The organism is Sphingomonas sp. LY54 (assembly GCF_035594035.1).
In the GTDB taxonomy this organism is placed as follows: Bacteria; Pseudomonadota; Alphaproteobacteria; order Sphingomonadales; family Sphingomonadaceae; genus Allosphingosinicella.
Genome location: NZ_CP141588.1, coordinates 345952 through 369803, shown reverse-complemented (window position 1 = coordinate 369803; position 23852 = coordinate 345952). Strand labels below are relative to the sequence as shown.

The window sequence follows — 23852 nt, the reverse complement described above, 5'->3', positions numbered from 1 at the left end:
GACGCCAGGCCGAGCAAAGTCGACACGAATGCGCCGGCAAACCAGGTGGAGAGAGTGCGAATGCGTTCCGCGGCCATCGGTGGTCCTTCCGAATCGAGCAGCCGCGGTCATAGCGGAGCGGCGGCGGCGGCGAATTAAGGAAGGTTAATGCCGGGAAATATTTGAAGGGCCTCTGCGGGGCGGGCGGTTGGCGCGCGGGCGATGCCTCGCCTATAGCTTTGGTAATGCGGGACCTGTCGCACCTTGCCTAAACGCCTGAAGCCGCTCTCGCGCCTGCAAGGCGACCAGTTGCGCGCGTCGAGCCCGCGCGACCATGCGGCGCTGTCGGCTTCGGCCGGTACCGGCAAGACGCACGTTCTCACCGCGCGCGTCCTGCGGCTTCTGCTTTCCGGCGTCGATCCTGCCTCGATCCTGTGCCTCACCTTCACCAAGGCCGGCGCCGCCGAAATGGCCGACCGCATCCACGCCCGGCTCGCTTACTGGGTCAGGCTGAAGGATGCCGAGCTCGGCGCCGAGCTGGTCGCGCTCGGCGAGGACCCCGGGCCGGCCAGCCGCGAGCGGGCCCGGACGCTGTTCGCCAGGGTGCTCGATGCCGCCGGCGGCGGCCTCCGCATCCAGACGATCCACGCCTTCGCCCAGGGACTGCTCGCCGCTTTCCCGGCCGAGGCGGGGCTGGTCCCCGGTTTCCGCCCCCTGGAGGCACGCGAGGAGAAGGCGCTTGCCCGCCAGACGCTGGCCGACCTGCTCGTCCGCGCCGAGGCCGGCGGTGATTTGCCGCTGGTGCGCGACCTCCAGGCGCTGAGCCATCGGCTGGGCGAGGGCGGAGCCGAGGATTTCCTGATGCAATGCGCCCGCGCGCCCGCGGCAATGGAGGCGCTCGGCGCGCGCGAAGGGATCGAGGCGCGGCTGCGGCGCGCATTCGGCATTCCGGCCGGCGACGTTGAGGAGGCGATCGCCGAGGCCTGCTGCGACGATATTTTCGATGTCGGCACGGTCGATCGGATCGTCGCTGCCAATCGCGACTGGGGCACGGCCAGCGGGCTCAAATGCTGCGACGCGATCGCCGCCTGGCGGACCCGCTCCAATGCTGAACGGGGCCTGACGCTCGATGAGCTGGCCGGCACTGTGCTCACCAAGGCAGGCGAGCCGCGCGCGGTCACGGCCGGCCTGCTCAAAGCCGCCCCCGATTATGCGCAGCATGCGGCCAAGCTGGTCGAATGCTGCCAAGCGCTGCTGCGCCTCCGCTCCACCGCTCGGCTGGTGGAGCAGATCGCCGCGGGGCTGCGGGTCGGCCAGAGCTTTGCCGCAGCCTATGCCGCTGCCAAGCGCGCGCAGGGCGCGGTCGATTTCGACGACCTCATCCGATGGGCGGAGCGGCTGCTGCTCGAGCCCGGCATGGGCGAGTGGGTCCGCTTCAAGCTCGACCAGCAGACCGATCATATCCTGGTCGACGAGGCGCAGGACACCAATGAGCGGCAGTGGAACATCGTCCGCGCGCTCGCGCTCGAATATTTCGCTGGCGAGGGTGCGCGCGACGCCCACCGCACGATCTTTACCGTCGGCGACTACAAGCAGGCCATCTTCGGCTTCCAAGGCACCGATCCGCAAAGCTTCGACGTCGCCCGGGCCTGGTTCGACCGCGAGGCGCGGGCGGTCGAGCGCGACTTCCTCGATCTGTCGATGGACCGCAGCTTCCGCTCGTCGCCGCCTATCCTGCAGGCCGTCGACCGGGTGATCGCCGATCTTGGGCACGAGGCATTGGGCCTGCCCAAGCGCCCGAACCCGCATGAAAGCTTCCACGAGACGCGCCCGGGCTCGGTGACCCTGTGGCAGCCGCTCAGCGTCGAACTCGCCGAGACCTTGGACGAAGACAAAGGCGAGGAGGGCTGGATCGGTGACTCGGTGCGCCTGTTCGCGTCGCGCGTCGCGCGGCAGATCCGCCACTGGCTCGATCATCCGTTCGAAATCGGCCATGGCGACAAGAAGCGTCCGGTCCGGCCCGAGGACATCTTGATCCTCGTCCGGCGCCGCTCGACGCTTGCGGCGCTTATAGTCGCGCGGCTCCACGCCGAAGGCGTGCCGGTCGCCGGTGTCGACCGCTTGCTCCTCTCTGCGCCGCTGGCCGTGCAGGACCTGCTCGCGGCCGCTCGCTTCGCAGTCCAGCCGATGGACGATCTGAACCTCGCCGGCCTGCTCGTCTCGCCTCTGTTCGGGTGGACCCAGGACCAACTCTTCGCCGTCGCGCACAAAAGGGAAGGGGCGCTCTGGCCCGAGATACGGGCGAAGGCCGACCCGGCGACGCTCGAAGGGCTCCAGGACATCCTGGCGATGGCCGATTACGCGACGCCCCACCAGTTTATCGAAACTTTGCTGTCCGGTCCGCTCGAAGGACGGCGCAGGTTGCTCGAACGGCTCGGCCCGGAGGCGCGCGACCCGATCGAGGAACTGCTCGCCAGCGCGCTCGACTTCGAGAGCAACGCCAGGCCGTCGCTGCAGCGCTTCCTCGACTGGTTCGCGCGCGGCGATGTCGAGATCGTCCGCGACGCCGGCGAATCGCGCGACGCGGTGCGGGTGATGACCGCGCACGGCTCGAAGGGGCTGCAATCGCCGGTCGTGATCCTCGCCGACGCCACTGTCGATCCGTCGCGTTCGCGCGCCGGCGGCGCCGACCTCGATCTCGGCGACGGCTCGCCGCCTTTGCCCGTTTTCCGGCCGCGCAAGGACGAATTGACCGATCCGCTCAAGGCCCAAGTCGAGCGCCAGGACGCGCTCGACCGCCAGGAGCATTGGCGGCTGCTCTATGTCGCCATGACCCGCGCCGAGGAGCGGCTCTATGTCGGCGGCGCTCTCGGTCCGGCCGACCGCAGGGGGCCGCCGCAGGGAAGCTGGTACCAGGCGATCGAGACATCGCTGGCCGGGCTCGGTTGCGACTGGCAGGAGGATCGCCTCTGGGGCCAGGCGCGCCGCTTCGGCGATGCGGAGGCGCCTGCGCGGGGCGTGACCGCCAAGGCGGACCGCGCGCCGCTGGTCGCTCCGCACTGGGCTCACCGTCCCGCGCCGATCGAAGCGCGGCCGCCGCGCCCGCTCGCGCCTTCGTCGCTGGGCGAGGACGACGTCCCCAATCCGCCGCCGACACCGGCAATGCGCGCCGCCTCGGAGCGGGGCAAATTGCTCCATGCTTTGTTCGAGCGGCTGCCTTCGGCCGCGCCCGATGCGCGTGCGGCGCTCGCCGACGCCTGGCTCGAACATTCGGCGGGCGTCGCCGACGCCGCGCTCCGCAGCCGGCTCGTCGCCGATGCCTGCGCGATCATCGGCGATCCGGCCTTTGCCGACATATTCGGCCCGGACGCGCTGGCCGAGGCGCCGATAGCGGCGGTGACGCCGGAGGGTGCCGTCATTACCGGCACAGTCGACCGGCTGCTGGTGACCGATGCGGGCATACGCCTCGTCGATTTCAAGACGGGGAGGGGCGTGCCTGCCCGGCCCGAGGAGGTGCCAGTGCCCCACCTGCGGCAGATGGCCGCTTATGTCGCCGCGCTGGAGGTCATCTTCCCGGGCCGCCCGGTCGAGGCCTCGTTGCTCTATACGTCCGGCCCGACGCTCCATCCGCTTCCGCGCGAGCTTCTTCTGCGCTTCGGTGCCGTCCCCGCGCTCGCCGAAGGTTGAGGCGGCTGCCCGCGCACCCTACATCGACTTGGATACTTCAGGAGATTGAAATGGCTACCAAGACCGTTACCGACGCCTCGTTCGAGCAGGACGTGCTGGGCGCATCGGGCCCCGTGCTCGTCGATTTCTGGGCGGAATGGTGCGGCCCGTGCCGGATGATCGCGCCCGCGCTCGAGGAAATCAGCAACGAATTGGGCGAAAAGGTCACGGTGGCCAAGCTCAATATCGACGAGAACCCCGACGCGCCCGCCAAATATGGCGTGCGCGGCATTCCGACCATGATCCTGTTCAAGAATGGCGAGCCGGCGGCGACCAAGGTCGGCGCTGCTCCCAAGAGCGCGCTCCAGGGCTGGCTCGAAGGCGAACTCTGAGCCAATCTTCCCCACGATATCGTGGGGGAATCTATTCCGGCGGTTCCGTCCCGGCGAGCCCGCGCGTGTCGGGACGGAAGCGGTCGTGGCGGGGCAGCTCGTCGCCGGGATCGAACTAGGCGATGCGGCTCGCCCAGAAGATATGGAAGCCGGGCGCCACGGCGTCCGGCTCGTCCAGCGTGGCGATGCTGAAGTCGATCGTCTCGGGCTGGTGGTTCACCTCCATCGCGATCGGCGTTCCGCACGCTCCGCAGAACAGCCGGTGCCCGAAGCTCGAAGAAGGAAAGGTCCGGACCTGGTCCGCGCCCTGGACAAAGACGAGGTTGCCGGATCGCACGCTGGCGAAGGCCATGGCCGGAGCTCCGGAATTGAGCTGGCAGATGCGGCAATGGCACCAGCCGGCGTCGAACGGAGCGCTTTCCAGCGCATAGCGAACTGCGCCGCAGGCGCAGCCTCCCGACAGCCGCTCGGTCATGGCTTTTTGCTAGGCCTTGGGTCGGTCCCCCGTCAATTGACTTGGATAGGGGCCAACCCTACATCGCCGGGGACAATTTCTGCGGGGGCGGCTGTTCCGGGCCGCAATTGTTGCAGATCACATAATTAACGACAGGAACGCCCATGTTTGGCGGATTTGCCAAAGCAATCTTCGGTTCGGCCAACGACCGTTACGTCCGTTCTCTCCGCAAGATCGTGGATCGCATCAACGGTTTCGAACCGACCATCTCGGCGATGTCCGACGATGCGCTGCGGAACCAGACCCAGTTGTTCCGCGAACGCCTGGCTGCGGGCGAGACGCTCGACGACCTGCTCCCCGAGGCGTTCGCCACGGTGCGCGAAGCGGCGGTGCGGGTGCTCGGCATGCGCCATTTCGACGTCCAGATGATCGGCGGCATCGTCATGCACCGCGGCTCGATCGCCGAGATGCGGACCGGCGAGGGCAAGACGCTGGTCGCGACGCTCGCCACCTATCTGAATGCGCTCGAGGGCAAGGGCGTTCACGTCGTCACGGTCAACGACTATCTCGCCAGCCGCGATTCCGACTGGATGGGCCAGGTCTACCGCTTCCTCGGCATGACCGTCGGCGTGGTCGTCCCGAACCTCACCGACCAGCAGCGCCGCGACGCTTACGCGTCGGACATCACATACGGCACGAACAACGAGTTCGGCTTCGACTATCTGCGCGACAATATGAAATATGACCGCGGATCGATGGTCCAGCGGACTTTCAATTTCGCGATCGTCGACGAGGTGGACTCGATCCTGATCGACGAGGCGCGCACGCCGCTGATCATCTCGGGCCCGACCGACGACAAGTCCGAGCTCTACATGGCGGTCGACCTGATCGTGAAGCAGCTCGTGCCCGACGATTACGAAGTCGACGAGAAGCAGCGTTCGGTCGTGCTCACCGAAGACGGCACCGAGCGCGTCGAGCGCCTGCTCGAGGACGCGGGGCTGCTCGAGGGCGCCAACCTCTACGCGTTCGAGAATACGCAGGTTGTCCACCACCTCAATCAGGCGCTGAAGGCGAACGTGATCTTCAAGCGCGACATCGATTACATCGTGAAGAACGACAAGGTCGTGATCATCGACGAGTTTACCGGGCGCATGATGGACGGGCGGCGCTGGTCGGACGGCCTCCACCAGGCGGTGGAAGCCAAGGAAGGGGCGAAGATCGAGCCCGAGAACCAGACGCTCGCCTCGATAACTTTCCAGAATTATTTCCGTCTCTACCCGAAGCTTGCGGGCATGACCGGAACGGCGCTCACCGAGGCGCCCGAATTCTACGACATCTACAAGATGAACGTCGTCACCATCCCGACCAACGTGCCGGTGCAGCGCATTGACGAGGAAGACGAATTCTACAAGAATCAGGAGGACAAGTTCGGGGCCATCGCGAAGGCGATCCGCGAGAAGTCCGAGCTCGGCCAGCCGGTACTGGTCGGCACCGTCTCGATCGAAAAGTCGGAGCTGCTCTCCGAGTTCCTCAACCGAGACGGCGTCAAGCATGAGGTCCTGAACGCGCGCTACCACGAGCAGGAAGCGCATATTGTGGCGCAGGCGGGCCGCCAGGGCGCCGTCACGATCGCGACCAACATGGCCGGCCGCGGCACCGACATCCAGCTCGGCGGCAACCTCGACTTCCGCATCAACGACGAGCTCAGCGAGATGCCGGAGGGTCCGGAGCGCGAGGCGGCGATCGAGCGCATCAAGCGCGAAATTGCTGAAGAGAAGCAGCGCGTGCTCGATGCCGGTGGCCTGTTCGTGCTCGGCACCGAGCGCCACGAGAGCCGCCGCATCGATAACCAGCTGCGTGGCCGTTCGGGGCGCCAGGGCGATCCGGGTCTCAGCCGCTTCTATCTCTCGCTCGACGACGATTTGCTGCGCATCTTCGGCCCGCAGACCATGTTCGCGCGCCTGATGAACAAGAATCTGGAGGACGGCGAGGCGATCGTCAGCCCCTGGATCTCCAAGGCGATCGAGACGGCGCAGAAGAAGGTCGAGGCGCGCAACTACGACATCCGCAAGCAGGTCGTCGAATATGACGACGTGATGAACGACCAGCGCAAGGTGATCTACGAGCAGCGTGCCGACATCATGGATGCCGACACGATCGGCGATGTGGTCGAGGACATGCGCGCGGAGACTGTCAACACGATCGTCGGCGAGGCCTGCCCGCCCAACACCTATCCCGAGCAGTGGGATATCGCGCTGCTGAAATCGCGCCTCGAGCAGGTGTTCGGCCTCAATCCGCCGATCGACGACTGGCTCAAGGAGGAAGCGGTCGATCCGGAGATCCTACTCGACCGGATTCGCGAAATGGCGGACGCGCAAATCTCCGCCAAGGCGGCCGAACTCGCGCCCGAGACCTGGATCCAGATCGAGAAGAGCATCCTGCTCCAGTCGCTGGACCATCACTGGAAGGAGCATCTCGCGATGCTCGACGCGCTGCGTCAGGTCGTCCACCTGCGCGCCTATGCGCAGAAGAAGCCGATCGACGAGTATAAGCACGAAGCCTTCCAGATGTTCGAGCGCATGCTCGGCGCGATCCGTGAGGACGTCACCCGGTCGCTGGCCTTCGCCCAGTTCAGCTGGCAGCAGCCGGAAATGAGCGAATTTCCGGAAATGCCGGATTTTGTGACGCATCATATCGACCCGCTGACCGGCGAGGACAACAGCGCCGACATCGACGCGGCCACGGGCAACGTCATGTCGCGCCTGCCGCCGATGCAGATTCCGCAGCCGCCGCTGCCGGCCGGGGAGAATGGCGAGTTCGCGCCGCCCGAAAGCCGCAATGCACCGTGCCCCTGCGGGTCCGGGCGAAAGTACAAGCACTGCCACGGCGTGGTGGCCTAAAAGAGAAAGGGCCGGCCCGATGGGACCGGCCCTTTTCTTTTCAGATTGCGATCAGGCGAACTTGAAGCCTTCCTTGTTCATCATCGTCGATAGCTTCGCATTGTCCTCTTCGGAGAGCCGGCCGCGCAGCATCGGGAAAAGCTCTTCCTCTTCCTCGCGCATATGCTCCTCGATCATTGCCCGGAAATCGGACACGCGCGCGAGCCAAGCCGGATCATCCTTGGCCATCGTCTCGAGCTCGTAGAGATAGGTCTTCACATAGCCGTGATCGGCGTTGAGCCGGTCGGCGCCGGCGATCTCGTCGGCCGCGCGCAATGCCGGATAAATCACATTCTCTTCCTCAAGCGCATGCTTGGTCAGCGCATATTTGAGCTTGGCGAGCAGATGCGAGCGCATCATCGTCTGGCTGTCGTCGGTCGCCTGGATCTTGTCGAAGATGGCGAGCGCGAGCTTGTGCTCGGTCTTGAGCGCCTCGACCCAGTCGCCGCTGGCGCCGCTCGACATCTGGACGAACATCTTGCGCCCCATATTGGCTGCAAGCCCAACCGCCGCGCCGGCAACGGCCGCGCCGACGAGCACGCCGGTATTGGCATTGTCCCAGTTGAACAGGCTTTCGCCCGAGCGGCTTTTGCTGCCGCCCTTCGCACGTGTCTTGGTTGCCATATCGACCTCCTAGGAAACTGCTGCTGCAAACCTTCGGGCGGGCTGCGATGTTCCGGTTCGGGGCGAGTGGGCCTTTGATCCAGATCAGGAAAAGCGGAGCAATTTCCTTCACTTGGCTCCGTCGACTGCGCCTGCCGCGTCGAGCCGTTACTGGTGTGCGACCACCCGAAGCCAAGGCCGTGGCCGATCCGCCAGCGGGTACGTTCGGTTGGCGTGCGTGGGGTGAAAAGAAGGAGCAGACCAGGATGAAAGCGCTCGTCTGGCACGGCAAGCAGGACATTAGGTGCGACACGGTCCCCGACCCCGAAATCGAGGACGCGAAGGACGCCATCATCAAGGTGACGAGCTGCGCGATCTGCGGCTCGGACCTCCATCTCTTCCACAACATGATCCCGGCGATGAAGCCCGGCGACGTCGTCGGCCATGAGATGATGGGCGAAGTCGTCGAAACCGGGAGCAGCGTCACCAAGCTCAAGAAGGGCGACCGCATCGTCGTGCCGTTCACGATCAACTGCGACGAATGCGAGCAGTGCAAGCGCGGGAATTATTCGGTGTGCGAGCGCAGCAACCGCAACAAGGACCTAGCGGCGAAGGTGTTCGGCCACACCACCGCAGGCCTGTTCGGCTACACCCATCTCACCGGCGGCTACCAGGGCGGTCAGGCGGAATACCTGCGCGTGCCGTTCGCCGACGCGACCCACATCAAGGTGCCGGACAGCCTCACCGACGAGCAAGTGCTGTTCCTGGGCGATATCTTCCCCACCGGCTGGCAGGCCGCCGTTCAGTGCGACATCCAGCCGACCGATACGGTCGCGATCTGGGGCTGCGGCCCGGTCGGCCAGATGACGATCCGCAGCGCCATCCTCCTCGGCGCCAAGCAGGTCGTCGCGATCGACCGGCTTCCCGACCGGCTGAGCATGGCTGCGGCGGCGGGTGCGATCACGATCAACGTCGACGAGGAGAATGCCGTCGAGCGCCTGAACGAGCTGACCGGCGGCAAGGGCCCCGAAAAGTGCATCGACGCAGTCGGCATGGAAGCGCACGCCAGCAGCACGGTCGATTCCATGTACGACCGCGTCAAGCAGGCGACGATGGCGGTCAACGACCGGGTCCATGTGCTGCGCGAGATGATCTACGTCTGCCGCCCGGCCGGCATTCTCTCGATCCCGGGCGTCTATGGCGGGCTTGCCGACAAGATCCCACTCGGCCAGCTGATGAACAAGGGACTGACCGTGCGCGCCGGCCAGACTCATGTCCGACGCTGGACCGACGACCTGCTGCGCCGCATCGAGGAGGGTCAGATCGACCCGTCCTTCGTCATCACCCACACCGCCTCGCTCGAGGAGGGCCCGGGCATGTACCGCGTCTTCGAGCAGAAGCAGGACAGCTGCATCAAGGTGGTCCTGAAACCCTAGGAGATGGTCATGAACGAAGTTTCCACATTGGTGGTCAGCCGTCCCGATCGAAGCCTGACGACGACCGACCGCGTGGCGCGCGGCCTGGGCTGGTTCAGCATCGGGCTCGGGCTCGCCGAGATCGTCGCGCCCGGGCGGCTCGCCAAGGCGCTCGGCCTCGAGGGGCATGAGCGTCTGCTCCAGGCATTCGGGGCACGCGAGATTGCGAGCGGCGTCGGCGCATTGTCGGTCGACCCGGCGCCGGCGATCTGGAGCCGCGTCGGCGGCGACCTGCTCGATCTCGGTACGCTCGCGGTCGGGCTGAGGCGTGGCGACGAGCAGCAGCGCCGCAATGCGGGCATGGCGATCGCGGCGGTGGCGGGGATCGCTGTGGTCGATGTCCTGACCGCAGCGAGCCTGACGCGCGAGGTGAGCGAGGATCGCGGCGAGCAGCGCGACTATAGCGACCGTTCCGGCTTCCCAGGCGGCGTTGCGGCCGCGCGGGGCGCGGCGACGCGCGACTTCGAGACGCCGTCCGACATGAGGTCCGACCCGGCCCCGGCGCGGTCGCTCGCGACCGCCTGAAGCACGAAATGCGAAAGGCCCGGCTGGATCGCTCCAGTCGGGCCTTTTCCTGCGCTTACGGGCTCTTCTTCAAAGAAGAAGTGGCTCCCCGGGACGGATTCGAACCATCGGCCATCCGATTAACAGTCGGATGCTCTACCGCTGAGCTACCGGGGAGCAGCCCGTTCAGGCAGGGCGGGCTATAAGCAGAGATGTTCGGGGCTGGCAAGGCCTTCGGCCGAGATTTTTCAGACTGCGAACTGTTCCATCGTGATCCGCTCGTCGAGAGCATGCTCGGGATCGAACAAAAGCGTCAGCACCTGCTCGCGGTCGATCTGCACCTCGATGACGGCAACGTCGCGCACTTCGCGCTGATCGGCCACCGCAGACACCGGCCGCTTGACCGGATCGAGCACACGAAACGAGATTTTAAGGTCGTCGGGGATGAGCGCCCCGCGCCAGCGCCGCGGCCGGAACGGGCTGATCGGGGTCAGCGCCATCATCTTCGATCCGAGCGGCAAGATCGGTCCCTGAGCAGACAGGTTGTACGCCGTCGACCCTGCCGGGGTTGCGACCAGCACGCCGTCGCAGACCAGTTCCGGCAGCACGACGCGGCCATTCACCGCCACCTCGACCCGCGCCGTCTGGCGTGTCTCGCGCAGCAACGAGACCTCGTTGATCGCGGGGCTGACGATATGCTCGCCCGTGACGGTGAACGCGTCCATGCGGAGCGGCGCGACCGAAATCTTCTTGGCGCGTTGGACCCGCTCGTAGAGGCCATCGAGGCGCCATTCGTTCATCAGGAAGCCGACCGTGCCGCGGTTCATGCCGAACACGGGGCAGGCCTTGCCGCGGTCGAGCATCTCGTGGAGCGTCTGTAGCATGAAGCCGTCCCCGCCCAATGCGAGGATCATGTCGGCCTGCTCGAGCGGCACGAAATCGTAGCGCTCGCGCAGCAGGGTCTCGGCCGCGAGGGCCGCCTCTGCGGGAGATGCGAGAAGGGCCATCGCCGGATGGTTGCTGTACGACATCAGCGACATTGCTAGGGCGGGTGCCGGCCCGCCGCAAGCGCGGCCTGTGCCGGGGCGGGGCAGGCGGTCTAAACCGATTGTTGAGGCGATGGGCGCAAGCTAGAGGGACGGAGGGCAAGCTCGCCCGGGCGGAAAGGGGTCGAAGCGAATGGCAGCCGGTGTGTCCGCACCCCTGTTCGTCCTCTCGTTCCGCCATCGCGACGAGCTGACCCGTCTCGCCGAAAGCGCGGGCTGGCAGCCGATCGCCGCCCGCCGCACCGCCAATGCCGAAGGTCGCTTCGTCTCGTCCGGCGCTACCGTCGCCGTGGTCGACGCGCGCGGCGCGCTGGAGGAAGGCTATGAGGGCGTGCGCGCGCTCGCCGACCCGGCCGAAGCCAATGCCGCTGCCCTGCTCGTCCTCGTCTCGCGCAACGACGGCGAGGCGCTCGACCGGCTGCACGAAGCCGGCGCCACCCATTTCCTGGTGAGTCCGTTCAGCGACCACCAGTTCCTCAAGGCCGTCCAGTTCGCCGCGCGCCACGCCGATCGCGTCGCCGGCGGCTATCGCCCGCGCCGTTCGGAAGAGGCCGGCCAGCGCGTCTCGTGGCGCTGGCAGCCGGGGGCTTCCACGGTCGAGCTCAGCCCGGCGCTCGCACGCAAGGCGGGGATCGGCGGCGAGAACGGCCAGCGCATCCCGCTGATCGAGTTGTTCCGCAAGCTCGACGCCGACGGCCGCCGCGCCGCTCGGGGCGCGATCGACCGGTTGATGGCGACCGGCGAATCGACCGCCTTCGCCCATCATGACGAGGACGGGGCCCGGCTCGCACACCATCTCCGCGTCGGCGCCGACAGCGAGATTGTCGGCCGCACCGAGACGATCGCCGTCGCCGAGAACGGCCCGCTCCAGTCGCGCGATCCGATGACGGGCCTGCGCGACGCCCACGCCGCCCGCGCCTGGCTCGGGAGCCGTTTGGCCGGCGCCGAGAGCGACCAGCCGCAACTGGTCGTGCTCCTGCTCGCGGTCAGCCGGTTCGACACGATCAATGCCGCCTTCGGGCGCGCGACCGGCGACAGCGTGCTGCAGGCGGTCGCGCGGCGCATCGAGCGCGTGGTCGAAGGTGCGCCGCGCCGCCGCTTCGTCGCCCGCCTGGCGGGAGCCGAGTTCGTGATCGCGATGGCGGCTCCGACCACCTTGGCGGAAGCGCGCTTCCTTGCAGGCCAATTGGTCGAGGCGATCGCGCGGCCGTTCATGTCGGGCCATCATGTCATAACCCTGGGGAGCCGCGTCGGCATTGCCGCATCCGCGTCCGGTGACGATGCCGCCGCCTTGCTGCGCCGCGCCAGCAGCGCGCTCGTCGACGCCAAGAATGCCGACACCGGGCCGATCCGGGTGCTCGACAGCGAAGCGCAGAGCGACACGGCGCTCGGCGACCAGCTCGAGATCGACCTGCGCCGCGCGCTCGACAAGGACGAGATCGAAATCCTTTTCCAGCCCCAGGTCTCGACGACCACGGGAGCCATCACCGGCGCCGAAGCGCTCGCCCGCTGGCGCCACCCGACTTATGGCGAGCTCGGCGCGATCACCTTGTTCAGCGTCGCCGAGCGCTCGGACTATCTCGTCCAATTGTCCGACCATGTGCAGCGCAAGGCGATCGCCGCCGCGGCCGCCTGGCCAGCCTCGCTTGCCCACCTGCGGGTCGCGGTCAACATCACCGCCGAGGACATCGTCCGTCCGGGCTTTGCCGCCCAGTTCCTCGATCTGGTCGAGAAGAGCGGGTTCGATCGCTCGCGCCTCACCGTCGAGGTGACCGAGACCGGCCTGATCGAGGACCTCAACGCGGCCGCGACCCTGCTCGCGGAGCTGCGCGAGGGCGGGCTGCGCATCGCGATCGACGATTTCGGCACCGGTTATTCGAGCCTTGCCTATCTGAAGGCGCTGCCGCTCGATTACCTGAAGATCGACAAGCGGCTGTGCGAGGACATCACCGGCTCGCCGCGCGACCGCATCGTCGTCCGCAGCGTGATCGACATGGCGCGCTCGCTCGGCCTCGCCGTGATCGCCGAGGGGGTCGAGACCGAGGAGCAATTGGGCCTGCTCGCCCAGGAGGGCTGCAACCTCTACCAGGGCTTCCTCTGCTCCAAGCCGATCGATTCGGCCGCGCTGGAAGCCCTGGTCGCCGGTTAGGCGAGGATCTTCGCCAGGCCCTTGGAGAGCTGCAGCGCGCCGGTGATCCGCGCCGCCGGGTCGGGCCAGCTGCGCGTGATGACGAGCTTGCTGTCGGGGCGCAGCTTGGCGGTGCCCTTGAGGCGCTGGACGTAGCCGATCAGGCCTTCGAGATCGGGGAACTGATCATTGTGGAAGCTGACCAGAGCGCCCTTGGCGCCGACGTCCAGCTTCACGATGCAGGCCTTCTTGGCGTTGAGCTTGATCTCGATGATCTTGAGCAGATTCTCGGTCGCCTCGGGCAATTTGCCGAAGCGGTCGATCAGCTCGGCCGCGAACGCCTCGATCTCCTGGCGGTTCTCGAGTTCGTTCATGCGGCGGTAGAGGCCCATGCGCAGGTCGAGGTCGGGGACATATTCCTCGGGCAGCATGATCGGAGCGTCGACCGTGATCTGCGGCGAATAGTCCTCGCGCCGCGGTTCGAGCCCGCCCGCCTTGGCGGTGACGATCGCCTCCTCCAGCATCGACTGGTAGAGCTCGAAGCCGACCTCCTTGATGTGGCCCGATTGCTCGTCGCCGAGCAGGTTGCCGGCGCCGCGAATGTCGAGGTCGTGGCTGGCGATCTGGAAGCCCGCGCCCAGAGAATCGAGATTGACCAGCACCTTCAGCCTTTTCTCCGCCGCCTCGGTGACCGTGCGGTTGGCCGGGGTGGTGAGATAGGCGTAGGCGCGCGTCTTCGAGCGGCCGACGCGGCCGCGCAGCTGGTAGAGCTGGGCAAGGCCGAAGCGGTCGGCGCGGTGGATGATGAGCGTGTTGGCGCTCGGGATGTCGAGGCCGCTCTCGACGATCGTAGTCGAGAGCAGGACATCATATTTGCGGTCGTAGAAGGCCGACATGCGCTCTTCGACCTCGGTCGCCGACATCTGGCCGTGGGCAGTGACGAAGCTGACTTCGGGCACTTCCTCGCGCAGGAACTGCTCGATGTCGGCGAGGTCCGACACGCGCGGCGCGACGAAGAAGCTCTGGCCGCCGCGATAATGTTCGCGCAGCAGGGCTTCGCGGAGCACCACCGGGTCCCACGGCATCACATAGGTCCGGACGGCGAGGCGATCGACCGGCGGGGTCTGGATAACGGAAAGCTCGCGCAGTCCCGACATCGCCATCTGCAAAGTGCGCGGGATCGGCGTCGCCGTCAGCGTCAGCACGTGGACGTCGGACTTCAGCGCCTTCAACTTCTCCTTGTGGGTGACGCCGAAGCGCTGCTCCTCGTCGACGATGACGAGACCGAGCATTTTGAACTCCACCGACTTTGCGAGAAGGGCGTGGGTGCCGATGAGAATGTCGGTCTGGCCGTCGGCGGTCTTGTCGCGGGTTTCCTTGGCCTCCTTGGCGGGCACGAGCCGCGACAGGCGGCCGATTTCGACCGGGAAACCGCGGAAGCGCTCGACGAAATTGGTGTAATGCTGGCGGGCGAGGAGGGTGGTGGGAGCGACCACCGCGACCTGCATTCCAGCCATCGCCGCGACGAAGGCGGCGCGCAGCGCGACCTCGGTCTTGCCGAAGCCGACATCGCCGACGACGAGCCGGTCCATCGGCCGTCCGGCGCCGAGATCGCCCACCACGTCGTCGATCGCGCGGTCCTGGTCTTCTGTCTCCTCATAGGGGAAGCGGTCGACGAAGGCGGCGAAGCCGGTATCGGGTTCGGCCACCTGGCCCTGGCGCAACGCGCGTTCGGCCGCGGTCTTGATGAGCTCGCCCGCAATCTCGCGGATCCGCTCCTTCATCCGCGCCTTGCGCCGCTGCCAGGCCTCGCCGCCGAGCCGGTCGAGGGTCACGCCGTCGCTCTCGCTGCCGTAGCGGCTGAGCACGTCGATATTTTCGACCGGCACGTAGAGCTTGTCACCGCCCGCATATTCCAGCGCGACGCAATCGTGCGGGCTGGTGCCGACCGGGATCTGGGTCAGGCCGTCATAGCGGCCGATGCCGTGGTCCATGTGGACGACGAGATCGCCCGGCGTCAGCGTCGCCAGCTCGGACAGGAAGGCGTCGGTGCTCTTCTTGCGCTTCTTGCGGCGGACGAGGCGGTCGCCGAGCATGTCCTGCTCGGTCAGCAAGGCCACATCGGCGGCGGTAAAGCCGTGATCGAGCTGGATGACGGTCAGCGCCACCTGGCCCTTGGCGGCGGCGCCCAGCGCCTCCTGCCAATTGTCGGCCTCGGCGACCTTGGTCAGGCCGTGGTCGCCCAGCAGTCCCTTCAGGCGCTCGCGCGAGCCGGCCGAGTAGCTGGCGAGCACGACCTTGTGGTTCGATTTGCGGAGCGCGTCGACATGATCGACGACCGCTTCGTAGATGTTCGCATTCTGCGCCCGCTCCGGCGCGAAGTCGCGCGGAGCTTCGACCTGGAAGTCGATCACGGTGGCGCTGTCCGGCTCGTGGAACGGCGTGACGAGGTGCATCGGCTGTTCGGCGATCGCGGTGTCCCACTCGGCGCGGCTGAGGTAGAGCGTCTCGGGCTTGAGCGGGCGATAGCTGCCCGCGTCGGACGACTGCGCGCGCGACCGGTTTTCGTAATAATCGGCGATCGCCTCGAACCGCGCATCGACCGCGCCGGCATCGCCCGCGTCGCGGACGATCAGGTCGGCCGGGCCGAGATGATCGAACAGGGTTTCGAGCCGTTCCTCGAACAGGGGCAGCCAATGGTCGAGCCCGGCCAGGCGCCGGCCCTCGGACACTGCCTGGTAGAGCGGGTCGCCGGTCGCGGTGGCGCCGAACAGCTCCCGGTAGCGCGAGCGGAAGCGCTTGATGCTGTCCTCGTCGAGCAGGGTCTCGGAGGCGGGCAGGAGGGTGAAGCCATCGACCCGGCCGGTGGTGCGCTGGGTGGCCGGGTCGAAGCGGCGCACGCTCTCGATTTCGTCGCCGAAGAAGTCGAGTCGCAGCGCCTCTTCCTCGCCCGAGGGGAAAAGGTCGACGAGGCCGCCGCGGACGGCGAATTCGCCGGCGTCGGCGACCGTCTCGGTGCGGGCATAGCCGTTGGCGCTCAGCAGCTGCGTGAGCTTGTCGAGGTCGATCCGCTCGCCGGGAGCAAGGTGCGCGACCAGTTGGCGGACGCGGAACGGCGTCAGCGTCCGCTGGGTCGCGGCATTGACGGTGGTGACCAGCAATTGGGGCTTGTCGGCCTTGCGCTGCAGCGCATGCAACGTCGCCAGCCGCTCGGACGAAGCGCGGAGCGAAGGCGAGGCGCGGTCGTAGGGCAGGCAGTCCCAGGCGGGATAGCTCAAAGTCTCGAGCTCGGGCGCGAAATAATGGGCGGCATCGACGATGTGCCGCATGGCTGCCTCGTCAGGCGCGATGAAGACGACGCGGCCTCCTTCGGCGCGGCCTCCTGCGGCGCCGCTCAGGGCAGGCTTTGCGGCGCGAGCGAGGTCGGCGGCGAGCCAGGGTACGAAGCCGACGGGGGCCCCGGCGAGCGTCGTCGGCCTGGTGGCCGACAGGATCTTCTGGATGTCGGTCACTTATTCCGCATGCTTGATATAGTTGAGGGTCTTGAGGTCGCGCATCATCGCGCCGTCCCAGCGTTCGGGGACGGGCTGGGTTCCGATCGCCCAGGCCATGATGTCGACGTCCTGTTCCTCGAGGAACGCCTCGTACCAGTCGATCTCCGCCTCGTCCCAGCCTTCATGGTGCCGGTCGAAGAAGCCGCCGATCAATATGTCGGCTTCCTTGGTGCCGCGGTGCCAGGCGCGGAAGCGGAGGCGTTTCAGACGGTGTTCGCGGTTCATGACGCTCCATGGGGAATCGGCCGGCGGGCTGGCGGAGCCTGCAGGCTTTGGGCTTCTTGGTTGGCGCATGATCGGGTCGGAAAACCGGTTCCCACTTTCCCGGATCATGCTTACGAAGTGCCCATCTAGTTATGCGCCCCGATATTCTCAATCCGCTGTTCGCCGAAGTGGAGGTGCTGAAAGGCATCGGCCCGGGCCTCGCCAAGCCGCTCAAGCGGCTGGGGTTGGAGCGCGTGGTCGATATTCTGTTCCACCTCCCCGTGAGCTGGATCGATCGCAAGCGCGTCGACCTGCTCGACGAGGCGGATGCGGGGCGGGTGGTGAGCGTGGTCGTCACGCCGACCGACTATCGCCAGGGACGCGCGACCGGTCCGTTCCGCGTGATCGCGCAGGACCGCGCCGGCAACGCGCTCACCGTCACTTACTTCCGCAACCCCGGCTGGGCGCGCAAGCAGCTCCCGCTCGGCGAGCCCAGGCTCGTCTCGGGCCGGATGGAGATGTATGGCCAGGAGCTGCAGATGGTCCATCCGGACTATGTGCTCGCGCCCGACGAGGGCGACGCGCTGCCGGAGCGCGAGCCGGTCTATCCCTTGTCGGAGGGGCTCACCAACAACCGGATGGGCCAGCTCGCCGCGCAGGCGCTCGGCCGCATGCCGGACCTGCCCGAATGGATCGAGCCGAGCCTCGCCGCCGGCAAGGGCTGGCAGGGCTGGCAGGCCTCGCTCCACAAGGCGCATCGCGACTCGGAAGCTGACGCCGCGCGCGAGCGGCTCGCTTATGACGAGATATTCGCCAACCAGCTCGCTTTGATGCTGGTGCGCGCGTCCTCGCGCCGGCGACGCGGCGTGCCGCTGCGCGGCGACGGACGGCTGCGGGGCCAGCTCAACCTGCCTTACGCCCCGACCGGCGCCCAGCGCCGCGCGATCGACGAGATCGAAGGCGATCTGCAGCAGCAGGTGCCGATGCTGCGCCTGCTCCAGGGCGACGTCGGATCGGGCAAGACCCTGGTCGCCTTGAAGGCCTTGCTGATCGCGGTCGAGGCCGGGACTCAGGGGGCGCTGCTGGCGCCGACCGAGATATTGGCGCGCCAGCATTTCGACACTTTGCGCCGCCAGCTCGCCGGCCTGCCGGTCAACGTCGCGATCCTGACCGGGCGCGAGAAGGGCAGGACGCGCGAGGCGACCCTGATGGGTCTCGCCGACGGTTCGATCCACATCCTGGTCGGCACGCACGCCATCTTCCAGCAGCACGTCGCCTATCGCAATCTCGGCCTCGCCGTGGTCGACGAGCAGCACCGCTTCGGCGTCGCCCAGCGCATGATGCTGGCCGAGAAGGCGGAGAAGCCGCCGCATTTGCTGGTGATGACCGCCACGCCGATCCCGCGTACGCTGACGCTTACCCATTATGGCGAGATGGACGTCAGCCGGCTCGACGAGATGCCGCCGGGGCGCCAGCCGATCGAAACGCGGGTGCTGAGCGCCGAGCGTCTGCCCGAGGTGATCGACGCGCTCGGCCGACACATGGGCAAAGGTGGCCAGGCTTATTGGGTGTGCCCTCTGGTCGAGGAGAGCGAGGCTTCCGACCAGGCCGCGGCCGAGGAAAGGGCGGCGTTGCTGCGGCTGCGGTTCGGCGACAAGGTCGGCCTCGTCCACGGCCGCATGAAAGGGCCGGAAAAGGACGCCGTGATGGAGGCGTTCCAGCGCGGCGCGGTGGCGGTGCTAGTGGCGACGACGGTGATCGAGGTCGGCGTCGACGTGCCCAATTCGACCCTGATGATCATCGAGGGGGCCGAGCGCTTCGGCCTCGCTCAGCTCCACCAGTTGCGCGGTCGCGTCGGCCGCGGCGACCAGAAATCGGTGTGCCTGCTGCTGCGCGGCAACGCCATGTCGGAAACGGCGCGGGCGCGGCTCGCCTTGATGCGCGAGACCAACGACGGCTTCCGCATCGCGGAGGAGGATCTGCGGCTGCGCGGCGCCGGCGAGATCCTCGGCACGCGCCAGTCGGGCGAGGCCCAGTTCCGGCTCGCCAGTCCCGAGCAGATCCAGGCGCTGATCCAGTCGGCCAGCGACGACGCGCGGCTGCTGGTCGACCGCGACGGCGGCCTGGAAGGCCCGCGCGGCCAGGCAGCGCGCACCCTGCTCTATTTGTTCGAGCGCGACGCGGCAGTGGGGCTGCTGCGCTCGGGCTAGCGCGTCAGGACGCCGTGCTTCTTCTTGCCGAGGCTGAGCTTCAGCGGCTCGTCGCTCTCCAGCGTGATCGTGAAGGCGGGGTCGCTGATCACGACGCCGTTCAAGCGCACCGCGCCTTCGGCGATCTTGCGGCGCGCTTCGCCGTTGGACGCCGCGAAGCCGATCACGGTGAGGGCCTGGACGATGCCGAGCCCGTCGCCGGTCACGGTCAGCGTCGGCAGGGCTCCGCCGGCGGCGCCTTCCTCGAACGTGCGGCGCGCCGTCTCGGCGGCCTCCACGGCGGCGGCGCGGCCGTGCGCCATCGCCGTCGCCTCGTCGGCCAGCACCTTTTTGGCGTCGTTGATCTCGCTGCCCGGAAGCGCCTCGAGGCGCGCGATCTCGTCCAGAGGCAGATCGGTGAACAGGCGCATGAAGCGGCCGACATCGGCATCCTGGGTGTTTCGCCAGAACTGCCAGTAATCGTAGGGGGCGAGCGCGTCGGCGTTGAGCCAGACCGCGCCGGCCGCCGTCTTGCCCATCTTGCCGCCGTCGGCGGTGGTGATGAGCGGCGTGGTGACGCCGTAGACCTGGGTCGAATCGACCCGCCGGGCCAGCTCGACGCCGTTGACGATATTGCCCCACTGATCCGAGCCGCCGATCTGCAGCCGGCATGCGGCGCGGCGCGAAAGCTCGAGGAAGTCGTAGGCCTGCAGGATCATGTAGTTGAATTCGAGGAAGGACAAAGACTGCTCGCGGTCGAGCCGCAGCTTGACGCTGTCGAAGCTCAGCATGCGGTTCACAGAGAAATGTTGGCCGATGTCGCGCAGGAACGGGATATATTCGAGGGCATCGAGCCACTCGGCATTGTCGAGCATGACCGCGTCGGTCGGTCCGTCGCCGAAGGTCAGGAAGCGCTCGAACACACGCTTGATCGAGGCGACGTTGCCGGCAATCACCTCGTCGGTCAGCAGCTTGCGGGATTCGTCCTTGAAGCTCGGATCGCCGATCTTGCCGGTGCCGCCGCCCATCAGCACGATCGGCTTATGGCCGGCCTGCTGGAGCCTGCGGAGCATCATGATCTGCACCAGGCTGCCGACATGGAGCGAGGGCGCGGTCGGATCGAAGCCGATATAGCCGGGCACGATCTGCTTGGCCGCCATGGCATCGAGGCCCTCGGCATCGGTGACCTGGTGGATGTAGCCGCGCTCGTCGAGCAGGCGAAGGAGATCGGATTTGTATTCGGTCATGGCGAGCGAGTGCTTAGCGCCCACAAGGTTTCTCGTCATCCCCGCGAAAGCGGGGATCCCGCTTTTTCGGCGCGGCAATGCGCGGGAAGCGGGATTCCCGGCTGCGCGGGAATGACGTAGGGGGAGCAATGCTCCATGATTTGCATCCTCATCCGGACACGCCAGCCGCGGCAGTCCAAAGCCTTACGGCAAAGGTCGTGCGCTCCCGCTCCGGCAGACTGGAACTGCTGTACCGCGTCACGGGCGACGTCGCCGCCCTGCGCCTCCCGCCGCTATCCGCCTCTGTTCGCGCCGACGATCTTTGGCAGCATAGCTGTTTCGAAGCGTTCGTCCGGCCCGGCGACGCGGAGGCCTATCACGAGTTCAACTTCGCCCCGTCGACGGAGTGGGCCGCCTACAGCTTCGCCGGCTATCGCGCCGGGCGAACCGACGCGCCGATCGCCCCGCCCGAGATCGAGGTCGAGGGGGCCGACGGTTTCGTGCTTCGGGCCACGCTCGACCTTCCCGATCTGGACGGCGCACCCTGGCATCTGAACCTCACCGCGGTGATCGAGCAAAGAGACGGCACCAAATCCTATTGGGCGCTCGCCCATTCGCCGGGCGACCCCGATTTCCACAACGGGGATTGCTTTGCCCTCACACTCCCGCCAGCAAGCTAGACCGATGAAAACAGGCCTCGACCGACTCCTCGCCGATCCCGCTTTGCGCGCGCCGCTTGCCGGCCGCCGCGTCGCGCTTCTCGCCCATCCGGCTTCGGTGACGGAGGACCTCACCCATTCGCTGGACGCCCTGGTGGCAGCCGGGCTCAACGTCACCGCGGCCTTCGGTCCGCAGCATGGGCTGCGGGGCGACAAGCAGGACAATATGGTCGAATCGCCCGACTATAACGATCCGGCCCACGGCGTCCCGGTCTTCAGCCTATACGGTGAGGTGCGCCGGCCGACCGGCCAGTCGATGGGCACGTTCGACGTGATGCTCGTCGATCTGCAGGATCTGGGCTGCCGCATCTACACGTTCATCACGACCTTGCTCTACGTGCTCGAGGCGGCCGCCGAGCACGGCAAGACGGTCTGGGTGCTCGACCGCCCCAATCCCGCCGGCCGCCCGATCGAGGGTCTGACGCTTCGTCCCGGCTGGGAGAGCTTCGTCGGCGCGGGCCCGATGCCGATGCGCCACGGCATGACCTTGGGCGAACTGGGCCTGTGGTTCGTCGATCATTTCAAGCTCGACGTCGATTATCGCGTGATCGAGATGGAGGGCTACGCGCCCGACGCCGCTCCGGGCTTCGGCTGGCCGATGGAGCGGATCTGGGTCAACCCCAGCCCCAACGCGCCCAATCTGTCGATGGCGCGCTCCTATGCCGGCACGGTCATGCTGGAGGGCGCGACTTTGTCGGAGGGCAGGGGGACGACCCGCCCGCTCGAACTGTTCGGCGCACCCGACATCGACGCCCGCGCCGTCATCGCCGAGATGCAAGCCTTCGCCCCGCAATGGCTGGGGGGCTGCGCGCTCCGAGAGATTTCGTTCGAGCCGACCTTCCACAAGCATGTCGGCAAGCTCTGTCACGGGGTCCACATCCACCCCGAAGGCGCCTTCTACGAACATGACGCGTTCAAGCCCTGGCGCCTGCAGGCGTTGGCCTTCAAGGCGATCCGTCGGCTCTATCCCGATTACGAACTGTGGCGCGATTTCCCCTACGAATATGAGTTCGGGAAGCTTCCGATCGACGTGATCAACGGCTCACCGCTGCTCAGGGAATGGGTCGACGATGCGGACGCGATGGCGGCCGATCTCGATGCGCTGACCGTCCCCGACGAACAAGCCTGGGCAGAGGAACGGCGTCCTTATCTGCTCTACTGAGCGGCCGACCTTATCGCCGCGGCGGCGGTGGCACGGCCCTTCGCCAAGGTTCGGCGCCCCAGCCTTGCTCGACATGGGCTGGCTTGGGGCGTGACTTGGCCGCGGTAAGCTCGATCGGCTGAGCGAAACGGAGGCCCGCCAAACCGTTGTCGATCCACATCACGGTCGCGCCGACGTCTCCGAGGATGCCGAGGGCGACCGCCACCGTCTGGCCGAGCTTGAGGCCATCGGCCTGGTCGATGCAGACGCCACTGGCCGAGATGTTGCGGACGCGATGCTTGGTGATGCCCGATCCGAAGGCGGTGACGATCGCCAAAAGGAACACGCTTTCGCGCGGCGCACGGCGCTTCTCGGCGCTGCTGCGGTCGTCGGGCAGGAGATCGTCAATATCGGACACGGGTCTCTTCCAGGCCTCGGGGTTTAGCTCTTCCGGCTCAGCGTGCGCATAGCATCATCGAGCCCTTCCAGCGTCAGCGGATACATGCGGTCCTGCATCAGCGCACGGATCATGCCAATCGACTGGGTGTAGCCCCAATATTGCTCGGGCGTCGGATTGAGCCAGACCGCGCTCGGATAGGTGTTCACGATGCGCTGCATCCACACTGTGCCGGCTTCCTCGTTATGATGCTCGACCGAGCCGCCGGGCATGTTGATCTCGTAGGGCGACATCGAGGCGTCGCCGACGAAGACGAGCTTGTAGTCGTGCCCATATTTGTGGAGCACGTCCCAGGTCGGCGTGCGCTCGGTGAAGCGGCGGCGATTGTCCTTCCATACTCCTTCATAGAGACAATTGTGGAAGTAGAAGAATTCGAGGTTCTTGAATTCGCCGGTCGCAGCCGAGAACAGTTCCTCGCAGACCTTTATATGCGGGTCCATCGAGCCGCCGACATCGAGGAAGAGTAGCAGTTTCACCGCATTGTGTCGCTCGGGCCGCATGCGGATGTCGAGCCAGCCCTGGCGCGCAGTGCCGTCGATCGTCGCGTCGAGGTCGAGCTCGTCGGCCGCGCCCTCGCGGGCGAAGCGGCGCAGGCGGCGCAGCGCGACCTTGATGTTACGGGTGCCGAGCTCGCGGGCATTGTCGAGATTCTTGAACTCGCGCTTGTCCCAGACCTTGATCGCGCGGCCCTGACCGCCGTCGCCGCCGATGCGGACGCCTTCGGGATTATAGCCGCCATGGCCGAACGGCGATGTGCCGCCGGTGCCGATCCACTTGTTGCCGCCCTGGTGCCGCTCCTTCTGTTCCTCGAGCCGCCTCTTCAGCGTCTCCATAATCTCGTCCCAGGAGCCGAGCGCTTCGATCTCCGCCATCTGCTCAGGCGTAAGGTAGAGTTCGGCGACCTTGCGCAGCCACTCCTCGGGGATCGGCACGGTATCGGTGCCGTAATCGCTCTCGATGCCCTTGAAGACCTTGCCGAACACCTGGTCGAAGCGGTCGAGCAGGCCTTCGTCCTTCACGAAGGTAGCGCGCGCGAGATAATAGAATTCCTCCGGCCGGGCCGCGATCACGTCGGCCTGGAGCGCCTCGAGCAGGGTCAGATGCTCCTTGATGGAGGCGGGGATGCCCGCAGCGCGCAGTTCGTCGACGAAAGAGAAGAACATCGGCGCCTCTTAT

General features: G+C 66.9%; 17 protein-coding genes and 1 tRNA gene. 9 read left to right on the top strand and 9 right to left on the bottom strand.

The window, feature by feature from the left end; translation table 11 throughout:
* Positions 1-243 precede the first annotated feature (243 nt).
* Both addA and trxA read left to right on the top strand, forming a co-directional pair.
* Entirely contained in the window at positions 244-3666 is a 3423-nt protein-coding gene (gene addA / locus SH591_RS01865) for a double-strand break repair helicase AddA (RefSeq protein ID WP_324750272.1), read from the top strand.
* Positions 3667-3716: 50 nt separating this feature from the next.
* On the top strand, positions 3717-4037 hold the full coding sequence (trxA, locus tag SH591_RS01860; protein WP_322830542.1) for a thioredoxin TrxA: 321 nt from the start codon (positions 3717-3719) through the stop codon (positions 4035-4037).
* 115 nt (positions 4038-4152) lie between these two features.
* On the opposite strand, the gene SH591_RS01855 is transcribed toward trxA, so the two are convergent.
* Positions 4153-4512: a GFA family protein gene (locus SH591_RS01855; protein WP_324750271.1), complete on the bottom strand. Its 360-nt coding sequence runs from the start codon at positions 4510-4512 to the stop codon at positions 4153-4155.
* Positions 4513-4655: 143 nt separating this feature from the next.
* Here SH591_RS01855 and secA point away from each other — a divergent pair, with 143 nt between their 5' ends.
* Entirely contained in the window at positions 4656-7391 is a 2736-nt protein-coding gene (gene secA, locus SH591_RS01850; RefSeq protein ID WP_324750270.1) for a preprotein translocase subunit SecA, read from the top strand.
* Between the two features lie 51 nt (positions 7392-7442).
* On the opposite strand, the gene SH591_RS01845 is transcribed toward secA, so the two are convergent.
* On the bottom strand, positions 7443-8054 hold the full coding sequence (locus SH591_RS01845) for a hemerythrin domain-containing protein (RefSeq protein WP_324750269.1): 612 nt from the start codon (positions 8052-8054) through the stop codon (positions 7443-7445).
* 245 nt (positions 8055-8299) lie between these two features.
* Between SH591_RS01845 and SH591_RS01840 the strand changes: the two genes are divergently transcribed.
* Both SH591_RS01840 and SH591_RS01835 read left to right on the top strand, forming a co-directional pair.
* The gene (locus SH591_RS01840; protein ID WP_324750268.1) at positions 8300-9469 is read left to right on the top strand and encodes a zinc-dependent alcohol dehydrogenase; all 1170 of its coding nucleotides are present in this window, start codon (positions 8300-8302) and stop codon (positions 9467-9469) included.
* Positions 9470-9478: 9 nt separating this feature from the next.
* Complete coding sequence (locus SH591_RS01835; RefSeq protein WP_324750267.1) at positions 9479-10033, top strand: hypothetical protein; 555 nt, start codon at positions 9479-9481, stop codon at positions 10031-10033.
* An 81-nt stretch (positions 10034-10114) separates the two neighbouring features.
* On the opposite strand, the gene SH591_RS01830 is transcribed toward SH591_RS01835, so the two are convergent.
* Positions 10115-10189, bottom strand: a tRNA-Asn gene (locus tag SH591_RS01830).
* Positions 10190-10260: 71 nt separating this feature from the next.
* On the bottom strand, positions 10261-11043 hold the full coding sequence (locus SH591_RS01825; RefSeq protein ID WP_322830536.1) for an NAD kinase: 783 nt from the start codon (positions 11041-11043) through the stop codon (positions 10261-10263).
* A 148-nt stretch (positions 11044-11191) separates the two neighbouring features.
* Here SH591_RS01825 and SH591_RS01820 point away from each other — a divergent pair, with 148 nt between their 5' ends.
* On the top strand, positions 11192-13207 hold the full coding sequence (locus SH591_RS01820; RefSeq protein WP_322830535.1) for a putative bifunctional diguanylate cyclase/phosphodiesterase: 2016 nt from the start codon (positions 11192-11194) through the stop codon (positions 13205-13207).
* On the opposite strand, the gene mfd is transcribed toward SH591_RS01820, so the two are convergent.
* Both mfd and SH591_RS01810 read right to left on the bottom strand, forming a co-directional pair.
* Positions 13204-16698, bottom strand: a complete 3495-nt coding sequence (gene mfd, locus SH591_RS01815; RefSeq protein WP_324750266.1) for a transcription-repair coupling factor — start codon at positions 16696-16698, stop codon at positions 13204-13206. The two genes, SH591_RS01820 and mfd, sit on opposite strands and share 4 nt — an antisense overlap.
* The gene (locus SH591_RS01810; protein ID WP_324750265.1) at positions 16699-16965 is read right to left on the bottom strand and encodes an FAD assembly factor SdhE; all 267 of its coding nucleotides are present in this window, start codon (positions 16963-16965) and stop codon (positions 16699-16701) included. It lies immediately after the preceding gene.
* A 131-nt stretch (positions 16966-17096) separates the two neighbouring features.
* Between SH591_RS01810 and recG the strand changes: the two genes are divergently transcribed.
* Positions 17097-19154 (top strand): ATP-dependent DNA helicase RecG, encoded by a 2058-nt coding sequence (gene recG / locus SH591_RS01805; RefSeq protein ID WP_324750264.1) that lies wholly within the window; start codon positions 17097-17099, stop codon positions 19152-19154.
* Here the strand turns inward: recG and tyrS are convergent.
* A complete protein-coding gene (tyrS, locus tag SH591_RS01800) occupies positions 19151-20380 on the bottom strand; it encodes a tyrosine--tRNA ligase (protein WP_324750263.1) in 1230 nt (409 codons plus the stop codon). The two genes, recG and tyrS, sit on opposite strands and share 4 nt — an antisense overlap.
* Before the next feature lie 197 nt (positions 20381-20577).
* On the opposite strand from tyrS, the gene SH591_RS01795 reads away from it, so the two are divergent.
* Positions 20578-21039 carry a DOMON-like domain-containing protein gene (locus tag SH591_RS01795; protein ID WP_324750262.1) on the top strand — a complete coding sequence of 154 codons (462 nt, stop codon included), beginning with the start codon at positions 20578-20580 and terminating at the stop codon, positions 21037-21039.
* Between the two features lie 4 nt (positions 21040-21043).
* Positions 21044-22240: an exo-beta-N-acetylmuramidase NamZ family protein gene (locus SH591_RS01790; protein ID WP_324750261.1), complete on the top strand. Its 1197-nt coding sequence runs from the start codon at positions 21044-21046 to the stop codon at positions 22238-22240.
* A 10-nt stretch (positions 22241-22250) separates the two neighbouring features.
* Here the strand turns inward: SH591_RS01790 and SH591_RS01785 are convergent, their stop codons facing one another.
* Together SH591_RS01785 and SH591_RS01780 are read right to left on the bottom strand one after the other, a co-directional pair.
* The gene (locus tag SH591_RS01785) at positions 22251-22637 is read right to left on the bottom strand and encodes a PilZ domain-containing protein (RefSeq protein WP_324750260.1); all 387 of its coding nucleotides are present in this window, start codon (positions 22635-22637) and stop codon (positions 22251-22253) included.
* Between the two features lie 23 nt (positions 22638-22660).
* Positions 22661-23839, bottom strand: coding sequence for a vWA domain-containing protein (locus SH591_RS01780; protein ID WP_324750259.1), 1179 nt, complete (start codon positions 23837-23839; stop codon positions 22661-22663).
* Positions 23840-23852 lie beyond the last annotated feature (13 nt).